This is a genomic window from Pseudomonas sp. 65/3-MNA-CIBAN-0223, assembly GCF_040310425.1.
Taxonomy (GTDB): domain Bacteria; phylum Pseudomonadota; class Gammaproteobacteria; order Pseudomonadales; family Pseudomonadaceae; genus Aquipseudomonas; species Aquipseudomonas gregormendelii.
On the sequence record NZ_JBEOPV010000008.1, the window covers coordinates 140,116 to 166,819 of the forward strand.

General features: G+C 60.3%; 21 protein-coding genes and 1 pseudogene. 9 read left to right on the forward strand and 13 right to left on the reverse strand.

Going from position 1 to position 26,704, the window contains the following annotated elements:
• The first annotated feature begins 87 nt into the window (after window positions 1-87).
• From istA to AAEZ09_RS11810, 3 genes and pseudogenes are all read left to right on the forward strand, one after another.
• Window positions 88-1,587, forward strand: a complete 1,500-nt coding sequence (gene istA, locus AAEZ09_RS11800; protein WP_282410479.1) for an IS21 family transposase — start codon at window positions 88-90, stop codon at window positions 1,585-1,587.
• Complete coding sequence (gene istB, locus AAEZ09_RS11805) at window positions 1,580-2,383, forward strand: IS21-like element helper ATPase IstB (protein WP_200646038.1); 804 nt, start codon at window positions 1,580-1,582, stop codon at window positions 2,381-2,383. Before istA ends, istB begins: the two co-directional genes overlap by 8 nt.
• A gap of 250 nt (window positions 2,384-2,633) precedes the next feature.
• Window positions 2,634-3,224, forward strand: a pseudogene (locus AAEZ09_RS11810) (ATP-binding protein); the annotation flags it as partial.
• Window positions 3,225-3,229: 5 nt separating this feature from the next.
• On the opposite strand, the gene AAEZ09_RS11815 reads toward AAEZ09_RS11810, so the two are convergent.
• The 3 genes from AAEZ09_RS11815 to AAEZ09_RS11825 form a co-directional block, all read right to left on the reverse strand.
• Window positions 3,230-4,444: an aldose 1-epimerase family protein gene (locus AAEZ09_RS11815; RefSeq protein ID WP_350599558.1), complete on the reverse strand. Its 1,215-nt coding sequence runs from the start codon at window positions 4,442-4,444 to the stop codon at window positions 3,230-3,232.
• Window positions 4,445-4,646: 202 nt separating this feature from the next.
• On the reverse strand, window positions 4,647-6,623 hold the full coding sequence (locus AAEZ09_RS11820) for a methyl-accepting chemotaxis protein (RefSeq protein WP_350599559.1): 1,977 nt from the start codon (window positions 6,621-6,623) through the stop codon (window positions 4,647-4,649).
• 186 nt (window positions 6,624-6,809) lie between these two features.
• Window positions 6,810-7,730 carry a LysR substrate-binding domain-containing protein gene (locus AAEZ09_RS11825; protein WP_045059315.1) on the reverse strand — a complete coding sequence of 307 codons (921 nt, stop codon included), beginning with the start codon at window positions 7,728-7,730 and terminating at the stop codon, window positions 6,810-6,812.
• Window positions 7,731-7,889: 159 nt separating this feature from the next.
• Here AAEZ09_RS11825 and AAEZ09_RS11830 point away from each other — a divergent pair, with 159 nt between their 5' ends.
• Window positions 7,890-9,287, forward strand: coding sequence for a NorM family multidrug efflux MATE transporter (locus tag AAEZ09_RS11830; RefSeq protein ID WP_045059320.1), 1,398 nt, complete (start codon window positions 7,890-7,892; stop codon window positions 9,285-9,287).
• A gap of 106 nt (window positions 9,288-9,393) precedes the next feature.
• On the opposite strand, the gene AAEZ09_RS11835 is transcribed toward AAEZ09_RS11830, so the two are convergent.
• The gene (locus tag AAEZ09_RS11835; protein WP_045059316.1) at window positions 9,394-11,064 is read right to left on the reverse strand and encodes a putative bifunctional diguanylate cyclase/phosphodiesterase; all 1,671 of its coding nucleotides are present in this window, start codon (window positions 11,062-11,064) and stop codon (window positions 9,394-9,396) included.
• Window positions 11,065-11,328: 264 nt separating this feature from the next.
• On the opposite strand from AAEZ09_RS11835, the gene rep reads away from it, so the two are divergent.
• Both rep and AAEZ09_RS11845 read left to right on the forward strand, forming a co-directional pair.
• Entirely contained in the window at window positions 11,329-13,338 is a 2,010-nt protein-coding gene (gene rep, locus AAEZ09_RS11840; protein WP_045059317.1) for a DNA helicase Rep, read from the forward strand.
• A gap of 70 nt (window positions 13,339-13,408) precedes the next feature.
• Window positions 13,409-13,981, forward strand: a complete 573-nt coding sequence (locus AAEZ09_RS11845) for a xanthine phosphoribosyltransferase (RefSeq protein WP_016772573.1) — start codon at window positions 13,409-13,411, stop codon at window positions 13,979-13,981.
• Window positions 13,982-14,053: 72 nt separating this feature from the next.
• On the opposite strand, the gene AAEZ09_RS11850 is transcribed toward AAEZ09_RS11845, so the two are convergent.
• The 7 genes from AAEZ09_RS11850 to dadA all read right to left on the reverse strand — a co-directional run bounded on the left by AAEZ09_RS11850 (window position 14,054) and on the right by dadA (window position 22,173).
• Window positions 14,054-15,976, reverse strand: a complete 1,923-nt coding sequence (locus AAEZ09_RS11850) for an acetyl-CoA hydrolase/transferase C-terminal domain-containing protein (protein ID WP_350599562.1) — start codon at window positions 15,974-15,976, stop codon at window positions 14,054-14,056.
• A gap of 238 nt (window positions 15,977-16,214) precedes the next feature.
• Window positions 16,215-17,636, reverse strand: a complete 1,422-nt coding sequence (gene ltrA / locus AAEZ09_RS11855) for a group II intron reverse transcriptase/maturase (RefSeq protein WP_350599563.1) — start codon at window positions 17,634-17,636, stop codon at window positions 16,215-16,217.
• 473 nt (window positions 17,637-18,109) lie between these two features.
• On the reverse strand, window positions 18,110-18,523 hold the full coding sequence (locus AAEZ09_RS11860; RefSeq protein ID WP_045059173.1) for a c-type cytochrome: 414 nt from the start codon (window positions 18,521-18,523) through the stop codon (window positions 18,110-18,112).
• A 182-nt stretch (window positions 18,524-18,705) separates the two neighbouring features.
• Window positions 18,706-19,254, reverse strand: a complete 549-nt coding sequence (locus AAEZ09_RS11865; RefSeq protein ID WP_045059174.1) for a cupin domain-containing protein — start codon at window positions 19,252-19,254, stop codon at window positions 18,706-18,708.
• A 128-nt stretch (window positions 19,255-19,382) separates the two neighbouring features.
• On the reverse strand, window positions 19,383-20,456 hold the full coding sequence (gene alr, locus AAEZ09_RS11870; protein ID WP_045059175.1) for an alanine racemase: 1,074 nt from the start codon (window positions 20,454-20,456) through the stop codon (window positions 19,383-19,385).
• A gap of 87 nt (window positions 20,457-20,543) precedes the next feature.
• Window positions 20,544-20,897 (reverse strand): RidA family protein, encoded by a 354-nt coding sequence (locus tag AAEZ09_RS11875; protein ID WP_205891728.1) that lies wholly within the window; start codon window positions 20,895-20,897, stop codon window positions 20,544-20,546.
• Window positions 20,869-22,173 carry a D-amino acid dehydrogenase gene (gene dadA, locus AAEZ09_RS11880; protein WP_045059199.1) on the reverse strand — a complete coding sequence of 435 codons (1,305 nt, stop codon included), beginning with the start codon at window positions 22,171-22,173 and terminating at the stop codon, window positions 20,869-20,871. The genes AAEZ09_RS11875 and dadA overlap by 29 nt, the downstream gene beginning before the upstream one ends.
• 157 nt (window positions 22,174-22,330) lie before the next feature.
• On the opposite strand from dadA, the gene AAEZ09_RS11885 reads away from it, so the two are divergent.
• Complete coding sequence (locus AAEZ09_RS11885; RefSeq protein WP_010465173.1) at window positions 22,331-22,819, forward strand: Lrp/AsnC ligand binding domain-containing protein; 489 nt, start codon at window positions 22,331-22,333, stop codon at window positions 22,817-22,819.
• A gap of 18 nt (window positions 22,820-22,837) precedes the next feature.
• On the opposite strand, the gene AAEZ09_RS11890 is transcribed toward AAEZ09_RS11885, so the two are convergent.
• Window positions 22,838-23,191, reverse strand: coding sequence for a YkgJ family cysteine cluster protein (locus tag AAEZ09_RS11890; RefSeq protein WP_045059177.1), 354 nt, complete (start codon window positions 23,189-23,191; stop codon window positions 22,838-22,840).
• Between the two features lie 149 nt (window positions 23,192-23,340).
• On the opposite strand from AAEZ09_RS11890, the gene AAEZ09_RS11895 reads away from it, so the two are divergent.
• Window positions 23,341-24,654, forward strand: a complete 1,314-nt coding sequence (locus AAEZ09_RS11895) for an NAD(P)/FAD-dependent oxidoreductase (protein WP_350599565.1) — start codon at window positions 23,341-23,343, stop codon at window positions 24,652-24,654.
• Window positions 24,655-24,790: 136 nt separating this feature from the next.
• On the opposite strand, the gene AAEZ09_RS11900 is transcribed toward AAEZ09_RS11895, so the two are convergent.
• Window positions 24,791-25,036, reverse strand: coding sequence for a DUF1127 domain-containing protein (locus AAEZ09_RS11900; RefSeq protein WP_122840994.1), 246 nt, complete (start codon window positions 25,034-25,036; stop codon window positions 24,791-24,793).
• Window positions 25,037-25,214: 178 nt separating this feature from the next.
• On the opposite strand from AAEZ09_RS11900, the gene AAEZ09_RS11905 reads away from it, so the two are divergent.
• A complete protein-coding gene (locus tag AAEZ09_RS11905; protein WP_350599566.1) occupies window positions 25,215-26,648 on the forward strand; it encodes an aminotransferase-like domain-containing protein in 1,434 nt (477 codons plus the stop codon).
• Window positions 26,649-26,704: the final 56 nt, after the last annotated feature.

Here is a 26,704-nt window from a genome sequence, read left to right on the forward strand (position 1 = left end):
TAAAGGCTGTTCTGCCGACTGAAAACTGACCCAGGTGTTCAACTACTTCTGCTCACTTTCCGAGCAGGAGAACACAGGGTGATCAGCATGGAAATGTTGGGGAAAATTCGGAGGATGTACTTTCGCGACAAGCTGTCGCTGCACCAGATCGCCAAGCGTACCGGGCTGTCGAGAAACACCATCCGAAAATGGGTCAGAGCACCCGAAGCCACTCAGCCGGCGTACCAGCGGGGCGCTACCTTCAACAAACTCAGCCCATTCCACGAGACGCTGGAGCAGGCGCTGAAGGCTGATTCGTTTCGGGCAAAGCACAACCGCAGGAGCGCCAAAGCACTCTTTGAGCAGATCAAAGCCCAGGGTTATGACGGCGGCTACAGCCAGCTCACAGCCTTCATCCGCTCGTGGCACGGTGAGCAAGGCAAATCGTTACGTGCCTTTGTACCGCTGACGTTTGCACTTGGTGAGGCTTTTCAATTTGACTGGAGCGAAGAAGGTCTGCTGATCGGCGGCCTGTTCCGACGCATTCAGGTCTCCCACATGAAGCTGTGCGCCAGTCGCGCGTTCTGGTTGGTTGCGTATCCCAGCCAAGGCCACGAGATGCTGTTCGATGCCCATACGCGCTCGTTCGGTGCGTTAGGTGGGGTGCCACGTCGCGGCATCTACGACAACATGAAAACGGCTGTCGACAAGGTTAACAAGGGCAAAGGCCGCACGGTCAATGCCCGGTTTTCCGTGATGTGCGCGCACTACCTGTTCGATCCGGACTTCTGCAATGTCGCCTCGGGCTGGGAAAAAGGCATCGTTGAAAAGAACGTGCAAGACAGCAGACGACGCATCTGGCTCGACGCTCAAGACTGCATGTTTCACACCTTCGAAGAATTGAATGCCTGGCTCGGCCAACGCTGTCGTGCACTCTGGAGCGAGCTGGTGCATCCGCAGTACAACGGGCTGACGGTGGCAGAGGTCTTGGAGCTGGAGCGGGTCGAAATGATGCCGATGCCGACGGCTTTTGATGGCTACGTCGAGCGCACCGTACGGGTCTCCAGCACCTGCCTGATCAGCGTGGCGCGAAATCGATATTCGGTGCCTTGTGAGCGAGTCGGCCAGTGGGTCAGCAGCCGTCTGTATCCTTCTCGGATCGTGGTCATCGCCGATGAAACGATGATCGCCAGCCACGAGCGTCTGTTTGATCGAGATCAGGTCAGTTTTGACTGGCAGCATTACATCCCACTCATCGAACGCAAACCCGGTGCGCTGCGCAATGGCGCGCCGTTTGCCGATCTGCCCAAGCCGTTACAGCTTCTCAAGCGGGGCCTGAGACGTCACAGCAACGGTGATCGAATCATGACGCAGGTACTGGCTGCTGTGCCCATCGCCGGTCTCGACCCGGTGCTCGTGGCGGTAGAACTGGTGCTTGAGTCGGGAAGCCTGAGCGCCGATCACATCCTGAATGTTCTAGCTCGACTGACCTCTACTGCACCACCTCCTTCCGCAGAAACCAGCCTGCAACTCAAGGTAGCGCCTGTCGCCAATACAGCGCGCTACGACCGGCTCCGTACAACCGATGAGGAGAATCGCAATGCGTGACCTAATGGCGGAACTCAAAGAGCTGCGTCTGCATGGCATGGCCAGCGCTTGGGAAGAGCTGGCTTCTCAAGGAGAGGCCTCGACGGCGTCGTCGAAATGGCTGCTCGAACATCTGCTCCAACAAGAACAAGCAGATCGCGCCGTACGCTCGGTTAACCATCAGATGAGCATGGCCAAACTACCCATGCATCGTGACTTGGCTGGCTTCGACTTTAGCGCCTCCAGCGCAGATGCCCGTCTGGTCAAAGATCTGTCGAGCTTGGAGTTCACAGAGACCGCGCAGAATGTGGTGTTCATCGGCGGGCCCGGAACCGGCAAAACACATTTGGCCAGCGCCCTGGCCGTGTCCGGAATCACGACCCATAACAAACGCGTGCGCTTCTTTTCCACAGTGGATCTGGTCAATCTGCTGGAGCGTGAAAAGTACGACGGCAAGAGTGGCCGAATCGCTCAAGGGCTGCTTCGGACAGACCTGGTGATACTCGATGAACTGGGGTATTTGCCCTTCAGCCAGAGCGGTGGCGCGCTGTTATTTCACTTGCTGTCCAAGCTGTACGAGCACACCAGCATTGTGATCACGACCAACCTCAGCTTCTCGGAATGGTCGAGTGTGTTCGGCGACGCCAAGATGACCACAGCGTTGCTGGATCGGTTGACACACCATTGCCACATCGTCGAAACGGGCAACGAGTCCTACCGCCTGCAACACAGCACGCTGGCCGCGCAGACAAAGATCAAATCACGTGAACGAAAGCGCAAGGACGAAGATGGTATCGAGGACGATGAACCGTTTTGATCTGCACCATAAACACCCTGCCGCATGCCTTTATGCGGTGGGGCTCGATGACCGTTCAACCGGGACACTACTGCTAAGCTTATTCACAATTGCTGGGACAAAAAACAGCAATCCGCCCTGGGTCAATTTTCAATCGGCAGGGTGGGTCAGTTTTCAATCAGCGCCAACACCGAACGCGAAACTCGACTAATCACAGCGGAGGTGATCACCGTATTTTTGACAACTTTTTGTGATTAACGTCTCAAACAGCAAAATACCGGAGTTTGATCGCAGGGTTTTGGAAGTGTTGCGTGAGCCTATGGAGTCCGGCCATATCGTGATTTCCCGGGCCAGGGATCGCGTGCGTTTTCCGGCGCGCTTTCAACTGGTCGCGGCGATGAATCCCTGTCCCTGTGGATATCTTGGCGAACCAACGGGCAAGTGTTCATGCACCCCGGACATGGTCCAGCGCTACCGCAACAAACTGTCCGGCCCGCTGCTGGACCGCATCGATCTGCACCTGACCGTGGCGCGGGAAGCTACAGCGCTGAACCCTTCAGCGAAACCCGGCGATGACTCCGCCAGCGCGGCAGTGCTGGTAGCCGACGCCAGGGAACGGCAGCACAAGCGCCAGGGCTGCGCCAACGCCTTTCTCGACCTGCCAGGCCTTCGCATACACTGCAAGTTATCCACAGCCGATGAAACCTGGCTGGAATCCGCCTGCGAAAGATTGACCCTATCGCTACGCTCGGCCCATCGGCTGCTCAAGGTGGCGCGCACGTTGGCGGACCTTGAGCAGATTGATGCCATTACGCGAGAGCATCTGGCTGAGGCGCTACAGTATCGTCCGGCCACGAACTAACGGATTTACTCCTTGGTGAGATCCACCAACGGCATCTGCCGCACCTCGGTTTCCCGCCCGGCCTGAATCTCGCTCACCCGCTTCAACGCCTGATCCACCGCCCCTTTGTCCGCCAAGAGGCTGTAGCTGATGCGGAACTGTTTCTGCTCGTTTGGCGCGATCGTCGGCACCAGGCCCAGTGGTCGTTGATACCGGCGGTTGTAGGAAAAGCTCGTGCCTGGCTCAAGTCCGGTGACATAGCCCTGCCCTTGGGTATCGGTGTTTTTCCACAGGGAGAACACGGGCAGGGTTTGCGTGTTGAAACCTACCGAGACGCCCAGGCTGCCGGCCTTGTTGTGCAGCACGGTCAATGTGTCGCCTTTTGCATCGGCATACGGCACCACGTTGTAGACCGTCTCGTCGTAGTCCTTGGTCGGCCCGCGGTAGGTCTGCCAGTCCGACAGTTCACCCTTGGCCTTGTCGTTGAACGGCGACACCTGTTTTACCGGCGCAGCGAATCGAGCACCCTGTTCCAGGAACGGGGTACTGAAGTTGCTGTGGTAGAGCGCCTGGTATTCCTTCTGATAGTCGCCATTGTTGGTCAGGGTGTCGTTGAGGCTGAAGCGCACGCTGCCGGGTTCGGTGACCAGTTCGGTGGCGACGGAGAAGTCGACTTTCTTGAACGCCTGCTCTTTCAACTCACCGCGCAGGCTGATGGCGTAAGGCGGTTTTTCGTCGATGTGCAAGGTGACTTTGCTGGCCGGAATGTTGGCGGCGCGGCCGTGCAGGGTCAGCAACTCGCCATTGTCCACGCCAGGGTGGCCGACCCATTCGTAACCGCAGCGGGTCACCAGTTCGTTGAAACCTTCCAGCCAGCCCAACCCGCCCCGACCGTTGAGTTCGATGAAGGCCGGGTTGACCACCTCTTTCACCGGCGAATCCCAGCCCATGCGCACAGACCCCACCGAGGCCTGGAGGACGTTCATGCCGCGGGTCGGTACCACCGAGAGCTTGAGCATGCCGTTATCAATGTCGACGATGCTGACGCCCTCTTGCCGACCGCCATGCAAGGTACGCAGGGTCACGGAGAAGGGTTTGTCGGTCTTCACCCCGAGTTGCTGACTGGTGATTGACCAGTTGGCGGCCGCTTTGTCGGAGTCGAGCAGAACATAGTCCCACGCCATGGCATGGGAGGCAGCGGACAGCGCGCCGAGGGCGACGACGAGTTTGAGCGGAGTCATGGCACAAGCCTTTCTTGGAGTTGTGCCATTTTTATAGACCGGCTGAAACGATTCATCAAGCGTAAAACCAACAATGGCCCTATGTCTTGATAAAACCGAGCGGGCTCACGCCTACTCAGGAGTGTCGGTGGACGCAGAACTTGTGAACGCCAATCACACCTGTGGGAGCAAGCCTGCTCGCGATTACCATAGCCGGAACACCTCAACGAAACCGGTCAACCTCCTGCCGCAACTCCGCCGCCAGGCTCTCCAGTTCCTTGGCCGTCACGGCCAGGTGCGACACCACCTCGCGCTGCTCGCTGTTGGCCAGCGCAATGCTTTGCAGGTTGCTGCTGAGCAACGTCGCGGTGCTGCTTTGTTCCTGGGTGGCCGTGGTGATCGCCGAAAACTGCTGGCCAGCCGAGCGACTCTGCTCATCGATACGCGCCAGGGCCGAGGCGACATTGGCGTTGCGCGACAAGCCCTCCTCCATCAGTACCTTGCCCTGCTCCATGGTGCTGATGGCGTTGCCGGTTTCCTGCTGGATGCTCTGGATCATCAGCGAGATTTCATCGGTTGCCTGGCGAGTGCGGGAAGCCAGATTGCGCACTTCATCGGCCACCACCGCAAAGCCCCGGCCTTGCTCGCCGGCGCGGGCGGCTTCAATGGCCGCGTTGAGTGCCAGCAGATTGGTCTGCTCGGCAATCGAAGTGATCACCCCGACGATGCCGCCAATTTCCTGAGAGCGCTGGCCCAGTGTGTTGATGACCGTCGCCGTGCTGTTCAGCGCGCCCGCAATTTGTTCAAGAGACGAAGACGCTTCGTCCATCGACGTACGACCGATCCGGGTTTGCTGTGCGTTTTCCTGAGCCAGCAGCTGGGTGCTGCCCATGTTGTCGGCGATGTTCAGGGAAGTGGCACTGAATTCCTCCACCGCACCTGCCATGCTGGTGATCTCGCCCGACTGCTGCTCCATGCCTTCGTAAGCACCACCGGACAAACCAGACAAGGCCTGGGCACGGCTGTTGACCTCTTGCGAAGCTTTGCGGATGTGCTCGACCATGGTCGACAGGGCCTGGCTCATCTGGTTGAAGGCGCGGGCCAACTGGCCGATTTCGTCGTGGCTCGAGACATTCAGGCGCACGCTCAGATCCCCCGCGCCCAGCGCCTCGGCCTGACGCACCAGATCACTCAGTGGCGCCAGCTTGCTGCGCAACAACCAGACCGCCGCACCCACGGCGATCAGCATGGCCAGCAGGCTGCCTATCGCCAATTGACTGCCGACACTCCAGGTCACGGCGCGAATTTCCGCTTTGGGCATGCTCGCCACCACCGACCATGGGCCACCCTCGAACGGCACGGCGACGCTGTAAAAGTCTTCGGATTTGTCGCTCCAGAACTCACCTTTGCCAGGCGTTTTTGCCAGCGCGGCAAGGGTCGGCGCCGCCTGCTCCAACGCCTGCACGCCCGCAATCGGCACCAGCCATTTGCCCTGTTCGTCGAGCAACGCCAGGGAGCCGGTCTGGCCGATGCGGAAGCGTTTGAGATTGGCAAATTGCGCGTTCTGCGCGTCGGTGTAATCGAATCCTACAAACAGCACCGCAATCACCTTGCCGCCGCTGTCGCGTACGGGGGTGTACTGAGTCATGTAGGACCGTTCAAACAACAGGGCCCGGCCGACGTAGCCCTGCCCCGCCATCAGGCGCGCATAAGCGGGGTGCGCGTGATCGAGCAGCGTGCCAATGGCGCGCGTGCCGTCCTGCTTGCTCAGGGAAGTGCTGACCCGGATGAAGTCGTCGCCGTTACGCACGAACAACGTGGCAACACCGGCAGTCATCTGCTTGAACTCGTCCACTTCCTGGAAGTTGTTGTTCAGCACTTCGCTGCCCAGGTGCAAGCCCGCGGTCTGCACGCCCGCGACCGTCACCGGCTGCTCCGGGTGCAGACTCAGTCCCGCGCTGAAGCGCTTCTCGAACAAGCCGCTGAGGCGCTGGGTACTCTCACGCAACGTACCGTGGAAGGTGCTCAATTGATCGGCCAGCAGCCTTGCTTCGCTGGCCAGGTGTTCCTCGCGGGTGGCAAGGTTGGCGGTGTCCAGCGAGCGCAGGGCAAACACAGTGCTGCAGCTGATGACGATCGCCAGTATCACGGCAAGCGCGATACCCAGCTGGGAGGCGATGCGGGCGCGAGGTTGAGACATGACAGCTCCTGGCCAAGCGTCCGAATCCTCCTTGATCGGGCTGCACACTCAGCGACATTTCTAATAATGGGGGTTACGTCGAACCTGCACGAAGGTTCCACCTGCATCTCTTCGGCGGTAAACCTGAATACTTGAGCCGATTACCGGGATATTGCCGGAGCCTGTCGCTGCACAGGCTCTATCGATTCAGCTCAGGTGCTCCACGTCCGGCAGCTCCATGGCCCTGACCTCGCCCTGCAGGAAGTCACTGAGGCGGCGCATCCGTTCTCCGCCGGGCCGGGTTTTCGGCCAGACCAGGTAATATTTCTCACCGCTGGCGACGGCAGTCGGCCACGGCAAACTCAGGCGCCCCTGAGCGACATCCTCGGCCACCATCAACAAGTCGCCCATCGAAACCCCGTAGCCACGGGCGGCGGCGATCATGCCCAGCTCCAGCGTATCGAACACCTGCCCGCCCTTGAGCGACACCTGTTCGGCCAGCCCCATGCGCTCCAGCCAGTTGCGCCAGTCGCGGCGGTCCGGTGTGGGGTGCAGCAGTTCGGTATTGGCCAGGCGCGTCACGTCCCAAGGCTGCTCGCTCAGCAGGTTCGGCGCACCGACCGGGATCAGTTCTTCGGGGAACAGATAACTGGCCTCCCAGTCAGGTGGGAAATGGCCGTTGCTCAACAGCACGGCACAGTCGAAGGGCTCGTCGTTGAAGTCCACCGAGTCGACGTCCATCCAGGCGCTGGTGAGCTGCACCTCATTGCCCGGTTGCAGGTGACGGAAGCGGCTCAGGCGCGCCAGCAGCCAGCGCATGGTCAGGGTCGAAGGCGCCTTCATGCGCAGGATGTCGTCTTCGGCGCGCAGGGTGTTGCACGCCCGCTCCAGGGCGGTGAAGCCCTCGCGGATGCCGGGCAGCAGCAACCGGGCCGATTCGGTCAGTTGCAGGTTGCGGCCACTGCGGTGAAACAATCGGCAGGCAAAGTGCTCTTCGAGCGTACGAATATGCCGGCTGACCGCGCTCTGGGTGATCGACAACTCTTGCGCGGCACGGGTAAACGAACTGTGGCGAGCGGCCGCTTCGAAGGCACGCAGGGCATACAACGGAGGAAGACGACGAGACATCCAGAAAGCTCCTAAAGCGCAATCGCCACAACTTAGCAGAAACTCATCCATGATGAGTTTTAGTCATGCCATCCATCCTTTTTATCCCTTTGTGGAAATCCTCCAGAGCGCCGAAAATCGACGGTCTACTGTTCCCTCTGAAAACCGAGCGTGATGATCATGAAGCATCCAGCGCGTATTGAACTCTGGGCCATCCTGCGGCTGGCGGGGCCGCTGATTGCCTCGCAGTTGGCGCATATGCTGATGGTCCTCACCGACACCTTGATGATGGCGCGCATCAGCCCCGAGGCGCTTGCCGGCGGCGGCCTGGGGGCGGCCACCTACTCTTTTGTGTCGATTTTCTGCATCGGGGTGATTGCGGCAGTCGGCACCCTGGTGGCTATCCGTCAGGGTGCGGGCGATATCGTTGGCGCCGCCCGGCTGACCCAGGCAGGTTTGTGGCTGGCGTGGCTGATGGCACTGGCCGCCGGCCTGTTGCTGTGGAACCTCAAGCCCGTGCTGCTGCTGTTCGGCCAGACCGAAAGCAACGTCCATATGGCCGGGCAATTCCTGATGATCCTGCCGTTCGCCCTGCCCGGCTACTTGAGCTTCATGGCCCTGCGCGGCTTCACCAGTGCGATCGGCCGGGCGACGCCGGTGATGGTGATCAGCCTCGCCGGCACGGTGGCGAACTTCCTGCTCAACTATGCATTGATTACCGGCATGTTCGGCCTGCCCAGGATGGGGCTGGTGGGGATAGGGCTGGTCACGGCCATCGTCGCCAACCTGATGGCATTGGCGCTGGCCCTGCATATTCGGCGGCATAGGGCGTATGACGCTTATCCATTGCGTGAAGGCCTGTCGCGGCCCAACCGTCAGTACCTCAAGGAGCTGTGGCGGCTGGGCCTGCCCATCGGCGGCACCTACGCGGTGGAGGTCGGGCTGTTTGCCTTCGCGGCGTTGTGCATGGGCACCATGGGCAGTACGCAACTGGGTGCGCACCAGATTGCCCTGCAGATCGTTTCGGTGGCGTTCATGGTGCCGGCCGGCATGTCCTATGCGATCACCATGCGCATCGGCCAGCACTACGGTGCCGGGCAACTGCTGGATGCACGGCTGGCGGGACGGGTTGGTATTGTGTTCGGAGCGGCGGCGATGCTCGGCTTCGCGATGGTTTTCTGGCTGCTGCCGCATCAATTGATTGGCTTGTTCCTGGACCATAATGATCCAGCGTTCCGCCCGGTCATCGAATTGGCAGTGAGCCTGCTGGCGGTCGCCGCCTGGTTCGAGCTGTTCGACGGCACGCAGACCATCGCCATGGGCTGCATACGCGGGCTCAAGGATGCCAAGACCACCTTCCTGGTTGGACTGGCCTGCTATTGGCTGATTGGTGCGCCGGCAGCCTGGTGGATGGCATTCCATCTTGACTGGGGCCCAACGGGCGTGTGGTGGGGCCTGGCGCTGGGCCTGGCGTGTGCGGCGGTGAGCCTGACGCTGGCGTTTGAGTGGAAGATGAAGCGCATGATTCGGCGTGAGCCTGCGGTGCAGGCCAGTTTCAGGGTGATTCAACCCGATTGAGATCAAAAGATCGTCCGAACGCGGCCCGAGCCTTCGGCAGCTACTACGGGTGTACACATTCCCATGTAGGAGCTGTTAAAGGCTCGGGCCGCGTTCTGGCGATCTTTTAAATGGCCTCCACAACGGCCTGTTGGCTGGAACCGAAGGTCAGGTATTCAACCAGCTCCACCAACGGCAACGGCTTGCTGATCAGGTACCCCTGCACCTGATCACAGCCAAACCCACGCAACAGATCCAGCTGCTCCGGGGTTTCCACGCCTTCGGCCACCACTTCGAGATTGAGGTTGTGCGCCAGGTTGATCATCGCGTGCACCAGTTTGCGATTCTCCTCGCGCTCTTCCATCTCGCCGACAAAACTCTTGTCGACCTTCAGCAAGGCGATCGGCAGGCTGTTGAGGTGCACGAATGACGAGAAGCCGGTACCGAAGTCATCCAGGGAAAAGCGCACGCCCAGGCGCCCGAGGGCGTCCATGGTCTGCTTGACCAGATCGCTGCGGCGCATCACTGCGGTCTCTGTCAGTTCGAACTCCAGCCACTGCGCCTCGACTCCGCGCTCGATGATCAAGCGGCTGAGGGTGGGCAACAACTGGCTGTCCTGGAACTGCCGAAACGACAGGTTGATTGCCATGTGCAGCGCCGGCAGCCCGCGCTCGCGCAGGGCCTGCATGTCACGCAGTGCACGGGAAATCACCCAGTAACCCAGGGGCACGATCAACCCGCTCTGCTCGGCCAAGGGCACGAATTCGCTTGGCGGCAGCAAACCGCGCTCGGCATGACGCCAGCGCACCAGCGCTTCGAGGCCGACGATCTGCCCGTCTTCGAGGTTCAGTCGCGGCTGGTAGTGCAGCTCCAGCTCATCACGGCGCAATGCCCGTCGCAGTTCGCTTTCCAGGTCGGCCATGCTGCGCGCATTGCGATTGATGCGCTCGTTGAAGATGTGAAAGGTACAGCCCTGGGTGCTCTTGGCCTGCTGCATGGCGATGTGCGCGTGCCACATCAGCGGGTCGGCACCGGCCTGGGCGCGTGCATGGGCGATGCCCAGGCTGGACCCGATCAACAGGCTTTCGCCGTCGACCCAGTAGGGTTCGGCCAGTGCTTCGGTGATTCGTTCGGCCATCCACTCGGCGCGCTGGGGTGCCCGGCGGGTGTCGATCAGCAGTGCAAATTCGTCGCTGCCCAACCTTGCGAGCTGATCACCCACCTCCAGCTGGCTTTTGAGCCTGGCAACGACTTGCAGGATCAACCGGTCGCCCGCCTGATGCCCCAACGCGTCGTTGGCGTGACGAAAGTTGTCGAGGTCCAGGTGCCCGAGTGCCAGGCCACGGCCATCGTTTTCCACCAGCCGGGCCGCCAGCAGGGTCTGAAAACCCTGGCGATTGGCGATGCCGGTCAAGGGGTCCTGCTCGGCCAGACGCTGCAGGGTGGTCTCCAGCAGCCCCCGTTCGCGCACATGGCGCAGGCAGCGCTGCAACATGCCTGTATCAAGCAGATCGCGCACCAACCAGTCGCTCACGCCATCGGGCGGCGACGCCGGCTCGTGTTCGAGCAGCAATACCGTCGGCAAGGTGCAACGACCGGGAAGTGGCTGCAGAGCAGGGATCGTCAACAACACCGCGCTGCGGTTGTCATCGAACAGACTGCTGACAGACTCCCAATTCGGAGCGCTGATGAGCACGGCCGAGCTCCCCATTGGAGCCAGACACTCGCGCAACAACGCTGTCCACGCTGGCTCTTCTGCCAGTAGCAGCAAACGCAAGGGTTCGACAGGCGTAGACAAGCTAGCTCCCTAGACTCTGCAGTGGTGTACGCACCGGGCATTATGCCGGGCCGCCAACCAATGACCAAATGACATCAGTTATCAGACGTGGCTTTTGTATCAGGAATTACGAACATTAGACGCAAATACCTCACGTATCCTGCGTGAAAGTAACAAAACCGGCAAATACAGTTAGCGTGGTGCGTCACAAGTCGGAGAGAGCAGCACAAATTGCTGAGCCTGTTAAAATGCCGGCCCATTTCGCAAACGACTCCCTGATTCCGTATGTCCCGACTCAATCCCCGGCAGCAAGAAGCCGTGAGCTACGTCGGCGGCCCTCTTTTGGTGCTCGCCGGCGCAGGCTCCGGCAAGACCAGCGTGATCACGCGCAAGATTGCGCACCTGATCCAGAACTGCGGCATCCGCGCCCAGTACATCGTCGCCATGACCTTTACCAACAAGGCTGCGCGCGAGATGAAGGAACGGGTCGGCACCCTGCTCAAGGGCGGCGAAGGCCGCGGCCTGACCGTGTGCACCTTCCACAACCTGGGCCTGAACATCATCCGCAAGGAACATGTTCGCCTGGGCTACAAGCCCGGCTTCTCGATTTTTGACGAAGCCGACGTCAAGTCCTTGATGACCGACATCATGCAGAAGGAATACGCGGGCGACGACGGCGTCGACGAGATCAAGAACATGATCGGCTCGTGGAAGAACGACCTCATCCTGCCTGCCGAGGCCCTGGAAAACGCGCGCAATCCCAAGGAGCAGACCGCCGCCATCGTCTATACCCACTATCAACGTACGCTCAAGGCGTTCAACGCGGTGGATTTCGACGACCTGATCCTGCTGCCGGTAAAGCTGTTCCAGGAACACGCCGACATCCTCGAAAAGTGGCAGAACAAGGTCCGCTACCTGCTGGTGGACGAGTACCAGGACACCAACGCCAGCCAGTATTTGCTGGTGAAGCTGCTGATCGGTACGCGCAACCAGTTCACCGTGGTGGGCGACGACGACCAGTCGATCTACGCCTGGCGTGGCGCGCGGCCGGAAAACCTGATGCTGCTCAAGGACGATTATCCGTCCCTGAAAGTGGTCATGCTCGAGCAGAACTACCGCTCCACCAGTCGCATCCTGCGCTGCGCCAACGTGCTGATCTCCAACAACCCCCACGAGTTCGAAAAGCAGCTGTGGAGCGAGATGGGCCACGGCGACGAGATCCGCGTGATCCGCTGCCGCAACGAAGACGCCGAAGCCGAGCGCGTGGCCGTGGAACTGCTGACCCTGCACCTGCGCACTGACCGGCCCTACAGCGATTTCGCGATCCTGTACCGCGGCAACTACCAGGCCAAGCTGATCGAGCTGAAACTGCAACACCACCAGATTCCGTATCGGTTGTCGGGCGGTAACAGCTTCTTCGGGCGCCAGGAAGTGAAAGACCTGATGGCCTACTTCCGCCTGATCGTGAACCCGGACGACGACAACGCCTTCCTGCGAGTGATCAACGTCCCACGCCGGGAAATCGGCTCGACCACCCTGGAAAAACTCGGTAACTACGCCACCGAACGCAAGATCTCGATGTACGCGGCCACTGACGAAATCGGCCTGGGCGAACACCTGGATACGCGGTTCACCGATCGCCTGTCACGCTTCAAGCGCTTCATGGACAGGGTCCGCGAGCAGTGTGCCGGCGAAGATCCGATTTCGGCGCTGCGCAGCATGGTCATGGACATTGACTATGAGAACTGGCTGCGCACCAACAGCTCCAGCGACAAGGCGGCCGATTACCGGATGGGCAACGTCTGGTTCCTGATCGAGGCATTGAAAAACACCCTCGAGAAGGACGAAGAAGGCGAGATGACCGTCGAAGACGCCATCGGCAAACTGGTGTTGCGCGACATGCTGGAACGTCAGCAGGAAGAGGAAGACGGCGCCGAAGGCGTGCAGATGATGACCTTGCACGCCTCCAAGGGCCTGGAATTCCCCTACGTGTTCATCATGGGCATGGAAGAGGAAATCCTCCCCCACCGCTCCAGCATCGAAGCCGACACCATCGAGGAAGAACGCCGCCTGGCCTACGTGGGCATCACCCGCGCGCGCCAGACCCTGGCCTTCACCTTCGCGGCCAAGCGCAAGCAATATGGCGAGATCATCGACTGTGCGCCAAGCCGCTTCCTCGATGAGCTGCCGCCGGACGACCTGGCCTGGGAAGGCAATGACGACACCCCCGTCGAAGTCAAAGCCGTTCGCGGCAATACCGCATTGGCGGATATACGGGCGATGTTAAAGCGCTAGAATCGAATACTTTTTAACCAAACACTTTTTGACAAGCTAGGCGCATCTCGCGCCGGTAGAGGAAAGCTTCATGGAAGCACTGCACAAGAAAATCCGCGAAGAAGGCATCGTGCTTTCCGATCAGGTCCTGAAGGTTGACGCCTTTTTGAACCACCAGATCGACCCGGCCCTGATGAAGCTGATCGGCGATGAATTTGCCGCGCTGTTCAAGGACTCGGGCATCACCAAGATCGTCACCATTGAAGCCTCTGGTATTGCGCCGGCGATCATGACCGGGCTGAACCTCGGCGTGCCGGTGATCTTCGCCCGCAAGCAACAGTCCCTGACCCTGACTGAAAACCTGCTGTCGGCGACCGTTTACTCGTTCACCAAGAAGACCGAAAGCACCGTGGCGATCTCCCCGCGCCACCTGACCAGCAGCGACCGCGTGCTGATCATTGATGACTTCCTGGCCAACGGCAAGGCGTCCCAGGCGCTGATCTCGATCATCAAGCAAGCCGGCGCGACCGTGGCCGGCCTGGGGATCGTGATCGAGAAGTCGTTCCAGGGTGGTCGTGCCGAGCTGGATTCGCAGGGTTATCGCGTCGAGTCGCTGGCTCGCGTGCAGTCCCTGAAGGATGGCGTTGTAACCTTCATCGAGTAACCTGCCGCATTGTGTTCTCTCTGTGGGAGCCAGCCTGCTGGCTGGCTCCCACAGTTGGTCTTGTGCTGGGCGTTATTGCGAAGTGGCCTTGAGGCCGGTGAGCAACAACCGCTGGAACAGATCCTCTTTCAATCCGTCCGGGTTAGTCAGCTGCATCCGCTCCAGATGCACCGGAAACTGCGACGCCTCTGGCGCATCCAGCGCCGCCTTGCCCAGCTCCAGGATTTCCGTCAGCTTGAACTTGCTCTTCAACCAGTTCAAAGCCCGCAACAGATCCCGCTCCACCTCAGTGAAATCGCACCCCAGCGGATATTCGGGGAACAACTGCGGATGCCGCGCCTGAATCGCCTGCAGCCGTTGCGGCGTATTGTCGGCAAATCGCGGATCGATGCGGAAGTCTTTCGGCAGCTTGCCCACCTTCTGCGCCTGCTCGATCAGCCCCGGCTGAAAGCGCGAGTCGCTGATATTCAGCAGCGCCTCGATCACCGCCGCATCGGTTTTGCCACGCAGATCGGCAATGCCGTATTCGGTCACCACAATATCGCGCAGGTGCCGTGGGATGGTGCAATGGCCATATTCCCAGACGATGTTCGAACTGACCTCCCCACCCGCCTCGCGCCAGCTGCGCAAGATCAGCACCGAGCGCGCGCCTTGCAATGCATGACCCTGGGCGACAAAGTTGTACTGGCCGCCCACGCCGCTGAGCACGCGCCCGTCCTCCAGCTGGTCGGCCACGCCGGCACCCAGCAGGGTCATGGTGAAGACCGTGTTGATGAAACGAGCATCCAGGCGTTGCAGGCGCTTGAGCTCCTCCTGACCGTATAGCTCATTGATGTAGCTGATGCGGGTCATGTTGAATTCGAGCCGCCTGCTCTGCGGCAACTCGCGCAGGCGCTCGTAGAAGCTGCGCGGGCCGAGGAAAAACCCGCCATGCACCGAGATGCCATCGGTCTGTGCGGCCTCATCCAGTGTGCCGGCATTGGCCCGTTGCTGAGTCGGCACATCCGGGTAGACCTTGCGCCGCACGATCCCGGCATCCGCCAGCACCAGCAGGCCGTTGACGAACATTTCGCTGCAACCGTACAAGCCTCTGGCGAACGGTTCGATACCGCCTTCGCGCTCGATCAGTTGCGCCCACTGGCTGAGATTGATGTCTGCCAACAGCGCTTTGTAGCCGTCACTGTCGGCCTGACGCGCGAGCAAGGCCGCGGTCAGCGCATCGCCCATCGAGCCGATGCCGATCTGCAACGTACCGCCGTCGCGCACCAGTGCGCTGGCGTGCAGCCCGATGAAATGGTCCTGCAAGCCCACCGGCATGTTGGGCGTGGAGAACAGCGTGGTGTCGTCCTTGGCATCGATCAACAGGTCGAAGACATCGATACCGATTTCAGCGTCGCCTGGCATATAAGGCAAATCGTTATGCACCTGCCCGACCACCAGGATCGTCTCCCCCGCTGCCCGGCGTTTTTCCACCATGGGCAACAAGTCGAGGGTGATGTCTGAATTGCAGCTCAGGCTCAGGCGATCGGGGTGCTCGCTGTGGCTGGCCACAAGCTGGGCGATCAGGTTCAAGCCGGCGGCATTGATGTCCCGCGCGGCGTGGCTGTAGTTGCTGCTGACGTAATCCTGCTGCGCCGATTCGCTGTGGAGCAGGCTGCCTGGCTGCATGAAGAACTGCTGCACATGCACGTTGGCCGGCAGGCTGTCCTTGAGCAAATCCGCCAGGAAATCCAGTTCCGGATAATCGCCGAACACCCGCTCGATGAAAGGCTTGAGGAAGCGCCGCTGCAAGCCATCGCCCAGCACCGGTCGGCCCAGGCACAACGCGGTGTAGACGGTCAGCTGGCGTTCGGGCAGCTGCGCCACACGGTGATACAGCGCATTGACGAAATGGTTGGGTTTGCCCAGGCCCAGGGGCAGGCCCATGTGAATGTGCGCCGGCAACCGTGCCAGGACGTCATCGACCGCTTGCTCGATAGAACACAGCTGAACCATCTGATCTTCCCTTACATTCCGTGAGTCAGGGTTGGACCGAGCTTGCCTGCTCTTTGCTGCATTGAACAGTCTGGAACAGTGGAAAATTGGCGGAGCACGCTTGCGCGGGGCGTCAGGTCACCGGCGTCATCGTTGACGATCATCGCGCGCAAGCTCGCTCCTACAGGATCGAGTAGGAGGCGGATTCACACCCGCCGTCCTCTCACACCACCGCACGTACGGTTCCGTATACGGCGGTTCAGGTTATACGGCTAAGCTGGTTTATCGTATCCAGTATCGAGACCAGACCGAGCCGATCCCAGAGCTTCTTCGGCAGCGCCTGATTCATATGTGACGCTCCCGAGTTCCACCAAGGGCCCTGCCCATTGGACGCCGATCTACGAGCGCGTCCTTCGTCGATCCCCAAGCCCATCAGGTTACGCGCCCTCGTTGAGGGCTGCTTCCATTGGCGCCAGAGGATGCAGCGAAGTTTGTGCCGCACCCAGCCGTCCAACTCCTCAAGAGGGCGCTTACTCTGACTGAGCTTGAAGTAACCCGCCCAACCGCGCAGTACGGGGTTAATCCGCTCGATGACGCTCGCCATCTTGCAGCCCCGCGCTCCGCGCAGCAGGTCTCTGAGCCGGTCACGCAAGCGTCTCAGGCTCGTCGTCGCAACTCTTAGTCTCGGCTGCTGATGCCAGCTCATCCCGTAACCCAGGTAATCGCACATCCAAGATCCGGCTACCCGGCTCTTGTCCCGGTTCAGCGTCAATTTAAGGCGCTGATACAGGAACCGCTCCACGCCGGCCATCACTCGCTCGCCAGCACGATGACTGCACACATAAATGTTCGCATCGTCGGCGTAGCGCACGAAGCGATGGCCCCGTTGCTCCAATTCGCGATCGAGTTCGTTGAGCAGGATGTTCGACAGCAACGGCGAGAGCGGGCCGCCTTGCGGCGTCCCTTCCTGCCGTCGGCTGACGAGTCCGCCCGACATCGTTCCCGCTTCGAGGTAACGACGGATCAGCGTGAGCACACGCTTGTCTTCGATTTGACGCGCCACGTAGGCCATCAAAACGTCGTGATTAACCCGGTCAAAGAACTTCTCCAGATCGAGTTCCACGCACCAACGGTGACCCGCCGCCACATGGGCGCGGGCAGTTTCGACGGCTTGATGAGCGCTTCTGCCCGGACGAAAACCGTAGCTGTAGTCCGAGAACAATGGGTCGAAGATCGGCGTGAGCTGTTGCAGCAGTGCCTGTTGGATCAGGCGATCCACGACGCAGGGAATGCCCAGCTGCCGTGTCCCGCCTTTGGGTTTGGGGATCTCGACGGCGCGCACACCTTGCGGGTGATACTCGCCGGCCAGCAACCGAGCCTTGAGGGTCGGCCAATACTGTTTCACGTAGCCCGCCAATTCGTCGACCGTCATGCCATCGGCACCCGGCGCACCTTTGTTGCTGACTACGCGCTGATACGCACGCTTAAGGTTGGCGGATGCAAGCACCCGCTCCATCAGCGTGTCCGGCTCCGCGTTCGTCCACGCCACAGACGCCGTCGATACCTGTGCGCTGTCAGCCGTCATCCTCGGATTCTGTCCGGGACTCGGAGTAACAGTCTTCTCTGGGAGAAATTTCTGCATTTCGGTATTCAACGAGACTCTGACGCCTACTGGCGGCATAACCTGTTCGGCCCTTGGTGACGTGGTTATTCGTCACTTACTACGGCTTCGGCTGACTTCTGCACGCTCATCCCGTCGCCTCTCGACGCTCGGTAGCACAATGGCAAACGTGCAGATCTCCCAGGGTAATTCGCGCGACCTTCCTGCTTATGCCTGTCGGATCTACGTCATAGCGTTCCGTGCAAGTATTGGGCTTTGGCAATTATGGCTACCTTACCCCGCTACGCCGCCTCATCCGCTTCCTGTTCGTCAGGCCAGCATTTTGCCTCGGGCTTCCTTCAGATTCGCGGTCACCCGCGACACCCTTGCCTCTGGCTAACACTTCCCCTTGCCGGGTGTGTAGAGGACTTTCACCTCCAAGTCACCAGCGAGGCCACCACAGCCAAGCTGGTTGCGCTTGCGCGCAACGCGCCATGCCTGGCGCACCACAAAAAAAGCCGCCCGAAAGCGGCTTTTTTGCTGAAGATGAACGCTTATTTCAAGCCGGACATTTTCTCGATGGCGCCTTTGAGATCTGCATCGGAGCAGTCAGCACAGGTGCCTTTTGGCGGCATTGCGTTAATCCCGGTGATCGCTTTGGCCAGGATGCCGTCGAGGCCGCCCTGGTGATCCGCACGTTCCTTCCAGGCTGCAGTGTCACCAATTTTTGGTGCGCCCAGCAGGCCGGAGCCGTGGCAAGCGTTGCAATGTTTTGCAATGATAGAGTCAGGCGTCTTGGCATCACCGCCGCCGACAGAAGCAGCGACTTCCATACCTTTGCACTCTTGACCTGTTACACAGACCTTGCCGACGGGTTCAAGGCGCTTGGCAATATCGTCATTCGTCGCAGCTTGAGCGCTGACAGCCCATAGGGCCAGTACGGTTGCTGGTACAGCCAGCATTTTCATAATTAGGTTCACGCGTTCACCCTCAATGGTGGCTAGTCACGCCCACGGCCACGGTTCGCAGGCGGGCGCAAGTATAACGGTAAGCCCGCCACACTGAAACAACCCCAAAGTCGAAGGGGTCTTGTTCCATGGCGTTAAAACGCTTCGGGCGCCTCTGCGGTACTGGCAGGACGCCTCTTGCGTCAGAAATTCGCCGGTGTCGCTGCGCTGATTAGCCGCGCCGGTGCATCGAACGGATTACGGAAACGGTGCGGCTTGGTACTTTCAAAGTAGTAGCTATCGCCCGCCTCGAGCACAAATGTTTCAAGCCCGACCACCAATTCCAGTCGACCCTCAAGCAGAATCCCGGTCTCCTCACCTTCATGGGTGAGCATCTCGTCACCGGTGTCGGCGCCCGGCGGGTAGATTTCGTTGAGGAACGCAATGGCGCGAGTCGGATGAGCACGGCCGACCAGCTTCATGGTCACTGCACCATCGGAGATATCGATCAGCTCATTGGCCTTGTAGACGATCTGGGTCGGTTTTTCCTGCAGGATTTCTTCGGAAAAGAACTCGACCATGGACATGGGAATTCCGCCCAACACCTTGCGCAACGAACTGATCGAGGGGCTGACGCTGTTCTTCTCGATCATCGAGATGGTGCTGTTGGTAACACCCGCGCGCTTGGCGAGCTCACGCTGGGAGAGACCCTTGAGCTTACGGATGGATTGCAGTCGTTCACCGACGTCCAATGCAGGAGCCTCCAGGAATTCAGGTTGTTGGAATATTGAGCGTTATCATGGCGACAGCGTTCAGTATTTACAACACTTGGACCTGAATCCTGTTGGGCGAGGCGATATTGTGCACACCGTGCCTTGCGTCAAACCCCGGAATAGAGCTTTGGCACCCGACGCAAATTGCAGAATATCTGGTAAGGAATCGTGTCAGCAGCCGCTGCGACCTCGCTGGCAAGGACGTTCCGGCCCCACAGTTCGACGGTTGAGCCGAGGCCAGCCTGTGGCACGTCGGTCAGGTCGATGCACAACATGTCCATCGACACCCGGCCAATCAACTGGCTACGCTGCCCGGCGACCATGACCGGCGTACCGGTGGGCGCCTGGCGCGGATAACCATCGGCATAACCCATAGCCACCACGCCAACGCGCATCGGCTTCGGGGTGACAAAACGGGCGCCATAGCCAATCGGCTCGCCGGCCGGAAGCTCACGCACACAGATGACTTTCGACTCGAGGGTCATCACCGGTTGCAGGCGCGAGGCCACCGTGTTGGCTTCTTCGAACGGCGTCGCGCCGTACAGCATGATGCCTGGGCGTACCCAGTCGCTGGGAACCTGCGGCCAGCCCATCACCGCCGGGGAGTTGCGCAGGCTAATTTCCGCCGACAACCCCTGGCGGGCCGACTCAAACACCGCGACCTGCTCGGCACTGGATTGATCATGCAACTCGTCAGCACGGGCGAAGTGGCTCATCAGCACAATCTTCGCGACCTTGCCGCTGGCCAGCAGCCGCTGATACGCCGCCTGGTAGTCCGCCGGATGCAGGCCGACCCGGTGCATGCCCGAGTCAAGCTTGAGCCATACCGTGATCGGCTTGCTTACAGCGGCTTTTTCAATGGCTTCGAGTTGCCACAGCGAATGCACAACACACCAGAAATCGTGCTCGACGATCAGCGACAACTCATCGGCTTCGAAAAAGCCTTCGAGCAACAGGACCGGCGCGCGAATGCCTGCAGCCCGCAATTCCAGCGCTTCTTCGATGCAGGCCACGGCAAAACCGTCCGCCTCGGCTTCAAGGGCCTGGGCACACCGTACCGCGCCATGACCGTAGGCATCGGCCTTGATCACGGCGAGGGCTTTGGCCCCCGTGACTTCACGGGCCAGTTGGTAGTTGTGGCGCAGGGCTTGAAGGTCGATCAGGGCACGGGCAGGACGCATGGCGGCAGACTTCTGGTCGGTCAGTGGAAGAAAAACCGGCGCGACTGGTGGCGTACACCGCCAGTCGCACCGGGAGAGGGATCTTGCTTAAGGCAGAGCGGCCACCACCGACAGCTCAACCAGGATTTGCGGTTCGCACAGCTTTGACTCGACCGTGGCACGGGCTGGGGCGACGCCTTTTGGCAGCCACTTGTCCCACACCGAGTTCATGCCGGCGAAATGCGCGTCGATGTCTTTCAGGTAAATCGTGACCGACAACAGGCGGTTCTTGTCAGTCCCCGCCAGATCGAGCAAACGCTCGATATTGGCCAGTGTTTCGCGGGTCTGCTGTTCAATCCCGGCGCTCATATCATCGCCGACTTGCCCAGACAGGTACACGGTACCGCTATGGACGACGATCTGGCTCATGCGCTCATTGGTGAGCTGGCGCTGGATTGACATGTTTTGCGGACTCCTGAATTTTGTGGCCATAACGAGAAATATCGAGGCCTTCGGCACTGATCTGCGGCGTTTTCTTCGCCATCAGATCGGCCAGCAAGCGACCGGAACCGCATGCCATGGTCCAACCCAGGGTGCCGTGACCGGTGTTCAAAAACAGATTGCTGAACGGGGTCGCGCCCACGATCGGCGTACCGTCCGGGGTAGTCGGACGCAAGCCGGTCCAGAAACTTGCCTGGGCCAGATCGCCGCCCTGAGGATAGAGGTCGTTGACGATCATCTCCAGGGTTTCACGCCGACGCGGGTTAAGCGACAGGTCAAAACCGGCAATCTCCGCCATGCCGCCGACCCGGATGCGGTTGTCGAAACGGGTGATTGCGACCTTGTAGGTCTCGTCGAGAATGGTCGAAGTCGGCGCCATTGCCGGGTTGGTGATCGGCACGGTCAGGGAGTAACCCTTGAGCGGATACACCGGGGCCTTGATGCCCAGCGGCTTGAGCAGCTGCGGCGAGTAGCTGCCGAGCGCAAGTACGTAGCGGTCAGCGGTTTCCAGCTTGCCGTCGATCCACACGCCATTCACGCGGTCGCCGGCGTAGTCGAGCTTCTGGATGTCCTGGCCAAAGCGGAATTCAACGCCCAGTTTCACGGCCATTTCGGCCAGGCGGGTGGTGAACATCTGGCAGTCGCCCGTCTGGTCGTTCGGCAGGCGCAAGGCACCTGCGAGGATATCGGTGACGCTGGCCAAGGCCGGTTCGACCCGGGCGATACCAGCGCGATCGAGCAACTCGAACGGCACGCCGGACTCTTTGAGGACGGCGATGTCTTTTGCCGCGCCATCCAGTTGCGCCTGGGTACGGAACAGTTGAGTCGTGCCGAGGCTGCGGCCTTCGTAGGCAATGCCGGTTTCAGCGCGCAATTCATCGAGGCAGTCACGGCTGTACTCGGACAGACGGACCATGCGCTCCTTGTTCACCGCATAACGGCTGGCGGTGCAGTTGCGCAGCATTTGCGCCATCCACAGGTACTGGTCGATGTCGGCGGTGGCCTTGATCGCCAACGGGGCGTGGCGTTGCAGCAGCCACTTGATCGCCTTGAGCGGTACACCCGGTGCCGCCCACGGCGAGGCATAACCCGGCGACACCTGGCCGGCGTTGGCGAAACTGGTCTCCATGGCAGCGGCCGGCTGACGATCCACGACCACCACTTCAAACCCGGCTCGAGCCAGATAATAAGCACTGGCGGTACCGATGACGCCGCTACCCAAGACCATAACGCGCATTTTCATATCCCTCATCGCGGCACGCCGCTGACGTTTGTTGTGTTCGAGCAATGATGTGCGCAGTGTAAAAAAGATTAGGCAGTGCTTTTCACTATATAAGTGCCTATATTTGGCGACAATTCTCGGCAAAAACCCTTTTCACGGAGGCGCATCCCCTATGCGTACCAACACCCAGACCAAACGTGAGCTGGACAAGATCGACCGCAACATCCTGCGGATCCTGCAAGCGGACGGGCGCATCTCGTTTACCGAGCTGGGGGAAAAGGTCGGGCTCTCGACTACGCCCTGCACCGAGCGGGTCAGGCGCCTGGAGCGTGAAGGGATCATCATGGGCTACAACGCCCGCCTGAATCCGCAGCACCTCAAGGGTAGCCTGCTGGTGTTCGTCGAGATCAGCCTGGACTACAAATCCGGAGATACATTCGAGGAGTTTCGCCGTGCCGTGCTGAAACTGCCGCACGTGCTGGAGTGCCACCTGGTGTCAGGAGATTTCGACTATCTGGTGAAGGCGCGGATTTCCGAGATGGCTTCGTACCGCAAACTGCTCGGAGACATCCTGCTCAAGCTGCCGCATGTGCGCGAATCCAAGAGCTACATCGTGATGGAAGAGGTGAAGGAGAGCCTGTGTTTGCCGATTCCGGATTGATCTTTTGACTTTCGACGTTTAAACCAACACCTGTCGGGTCGACGCCATGTACTCATGAATCTGCTTCTCCACCCGTGGATGAATCAACTCCACAGGCCCACGCCCATTGGGGCACGGCAAGGTTTTGGTGGTGCCAAACAGCCGGCAGATCAGCGGCCGCTCGCCATACACCGTGCAACCATTCGGGCCCAGGTGCACACAGTTGAGCTCATCCATTGCCGCGTCCTGTTCGGCGCGGGTCTTGCGCGGCAGGCGGGACATTTCTTCCGGCGAGGTGGTCACCGGCCCACAGCAGTCATGGCAGCCGGGCACGCACTCGAACGAGGGTATCTGCTGGCGCAGGGCGCGAATTTTCTGACTGTTGCAGCTCATCGAAACAGTGACCAAAGCAGCGAAATAGAGCGCAATTGTGCAGCAAAAGCGCCCATCCAGACAGCGCGAACCGACCAGTGTTGCCCGGCCTTGAAGGTCCGGCTTATGCTCGGTCAAATTTTCCAGACACCCGAATCAGGAACACGCACATGAATGCCCGTGCTCAGCAACCGGTCGCGAGCCACCAGCACACGCGCTCTTACTACGCCGCCAGCAGCCTGGCGCAACCTGATCATCCGATATTGCAGGGCGACGTGGTGGCTGACGTCTGCGTGGTTGGCGGAGGCTTCTCCGGGCTGAACACGGCACTGGAATTGGCCGAGCGAGGCTTCAATGTGGTGCTGCTCGAAGCCCATAAGATTGGCTGGGGAGCCAGCGGCCGCAACGGCGGGCAGCTGATTCGTGGAGTCGGCCATGGGATCGACCAGTTCGCCAACGTGATCGGCGCCGACGGCGTGCGCCAGATGAAACTCATGGGCCTGGAGGCGGTGGAAATCGTCCGCCAGCGGGTCGAACGCTTCCAGATTCCGTGTGACCTGACCTGGGGTTATTGCGACCTCGCCAACAAGCCCGGTGATCTGCAAGGTTTCGCCGAAGATGCCGCCGAGCTGCATGAGCTCGGTTATCGCTACGAAACCCGGCTGTTACACGCCGAAGAAATGCACACGGTGGTGGGCTCCAATCGGTATGTGGGCGGCCTCATCGATATGGGCTCCGGGCATCTGCACCCGCTCAACCTGGCGCTCGGCGAAGCGGCTGCCGCGCAGCAATTGGGCGCCCGGTTGTTTGAACAGTCGGCGGTGACCCGCATCGAGTATGGCCCGCAAGTCAAAGTCCACACGCTCCACGGCTCGGTCCGCGCCAAGACCCTGGTCCTGGGATGCAACGCCTATCTCAACGGGCTCAACCCTGAACTCAGCGGCAAAGTGCTGCCTGCGGGCAGCTACATCATCGCCACCGAACCCCTGAGCGAAGAGCAGGCTCATTCACTGCTGCCGCAGAACATGGCGGTGTGTGATCAACGGGTGGCGCTGGACTACTACCGGCTCTCGGCGGATCGGCGCCTGCTGTTTGGCGGCGCCTGCCATTACTCGGGGCGCGATCCAGGCGACATCGCGGCTTACATGCGGCCGAAGATGCTCGAGGTCTTCCCACAGTTGGGGAGCGTGAAGATCGATTATCAATGGGGCGGCATGATTGGCATCGGTGCCAACCGCCTGCCACAAATAGGCCGGCTCAAGGATCAGCCGAACGTGTATTACGCCCAGGCCTATTCGGGTCATGGGGTGAACGCGACCCACCTGGCGGGCAAACTGCTCGCCGAGGCCATCAGCGGCCAGCAGGGGGGTGGGTTCGATCTGTTTGCCAAGGTGCCGCACATCACATTCCCTGGCGGCAAGCATTTGCGTTCGCCGTTGCTGGCGTTGGGAATGTTGTGGCATCGGCTCAAAGAGTTGGTCTGATCATTTGTCTGTGTACTTTCGGCCCTCATCGCGGGCAAGCTTTGCTCCCACAGGTTCGGCGACAATTATGTGATTGACGCCATACCTGTGGGAGCAAAGCTTGCCCGCGATGAGGCCGATGAGAACAGTGCACATCTCAGATCCGCCAAAACGGTTTGAGCCCCTCCTCCCGCGCCTGCTCCGGACTCAGCCCGATATCCCGAAGCTGCTCCGCCGAAAGTCCCAGCAACGCCTTGCGCGTGTGCAGACGATGCCAGAACAGATCCCAGCGACTCAGGCCGGACGGCGCGTTGCGCATGTTCGCCTCACGCGTGCCGTTTTCCTGCCCTTTCGCCAGTTCCTGACTGTGTAACGTCAGCCGCACATCGCTCAAGCCGTTCATCGTGTTGACTCCTGTTTACTTGGGTAGCAAGAGGTTTGATGATGCGCGGACGAGCAAAACCGTGACAGATCCAAACTTTGCGTATTAAATCCATACAGATTGGGCGAATTGGCTCTGAATTGTCGAATTTCAGCTGATCTGTACTGGTCGACCGAACAATACATAGCGAGACTGCGCCATGACCCTCTACGTCAACCTTGCCGACTTGCTAGGCACGCGTATTGAACAGGGGTTCTATCGCCCCGGCGATCGGCTGCCTTCGGTGCGGGCGCTGAGTGTCGAGCACGGCGTGAGCCTGAGTACGGTTCAACAGGCTTATCGCGTCCTTGAGGACAGTGGCCTGGCGATGCCCAAGCCCAAGTCGGGCTACTTTGTGCCCGCCAGCCGCAAGCTTCCGGAGCTGCCAGCGGTAGGCCGGCCGGCGCAGCGGCCGGTGGATATTTCCCAGTGGGACCAAGTGCTGGAGCTGATTCGCGCAGTACCGCGCAAGGATGTGGTGCAACTGGGCCGTGGGATGCCCGACATCACCACACCGACCATGAAACCGTTACTGCGCAACCTTGCGCGCATCAGCCGGCGCCAGGACATGCCCGGCCTGTATTACGACAACATCCACGGCACACTCGAACTGCGCGAACAGATTGCGCGGCTGATGCTCGATTCCGGCTGTCAGCTAAGCGCCAGCGATCTGGTCGTCACCACTGGCTGCCATGAAGCGTTATCCACCAGTATCCGGGCAATTTGCGAGCCGGGAGACATCGTGGCGGTGGATTCGCCGAGTTTTCATGGTGCCATGCAAACCCTCAAGGGCCTGGGCATGAAGGCCCTGGAAATCCCGACTGACCCCATCACCGGCATCAGCCTGGATGCGCTGGAACTGGCACTGGAACAGTGGCCAGTCAAGGTCATACAGTTGACCCCCAACTGCAATAACCCGCTGGGCTACATCATGCCGGAGTCGCGTAAACGCGCATTGTTGACGCTCGCCCAGCGTTTCGACGTGGCGATTGTCGAGGACGATGTCTATGGCGAACTTTCCTACACCTACCCGCGACCGCGCACCATCAAATCCTTTGATGAAGACGGCCGCGTCCTGCTGTGCAGTTCATTTTCCAAGACCCTGGCGCCGGGTCTGCGCATTGGCTGGGTAGCGCCCGGACGGTATCTGGAAAGGGTGCTGCACATGAAATACATCAGCACCGGTTCTACGGCGCCGCAGCCACAGATCGCCATCGCGGAATTTCTCAAGTCCGGGCATTTCGAGCCGCATCTGCGACGCATGCGCAGCCAATACCAACGCAACCGCGACCTGATGATCGACTGGGTTACGCGCTACTTCCCTGCGGGCACTCGCGCCAGCCGGCCCCAAGGCAGTTTCATGCTGTGGGTCGAGTTACCGGACGGCTTCGACACCCTGAAACTGAATCGTGCCTTGCACGATCAGGGCGTACAGATTGCCGTGGGCAGCATTTTCTCCGCCTCCGGCAAATACCGTAATTGCCTGCGGATGAACTACGCTGCCAAACCAACACCGCTCATCGAAGAAGCGGTGCGAAAGGTCGGCGCGGCGGCGATCAGGCTGCTGGCGGAAACTGATCACATCCACGACTGACCTTTCTGCCTAAACCAGCGTCCATATGCCGTCCCCAGCCGCCAATCGGAACGATC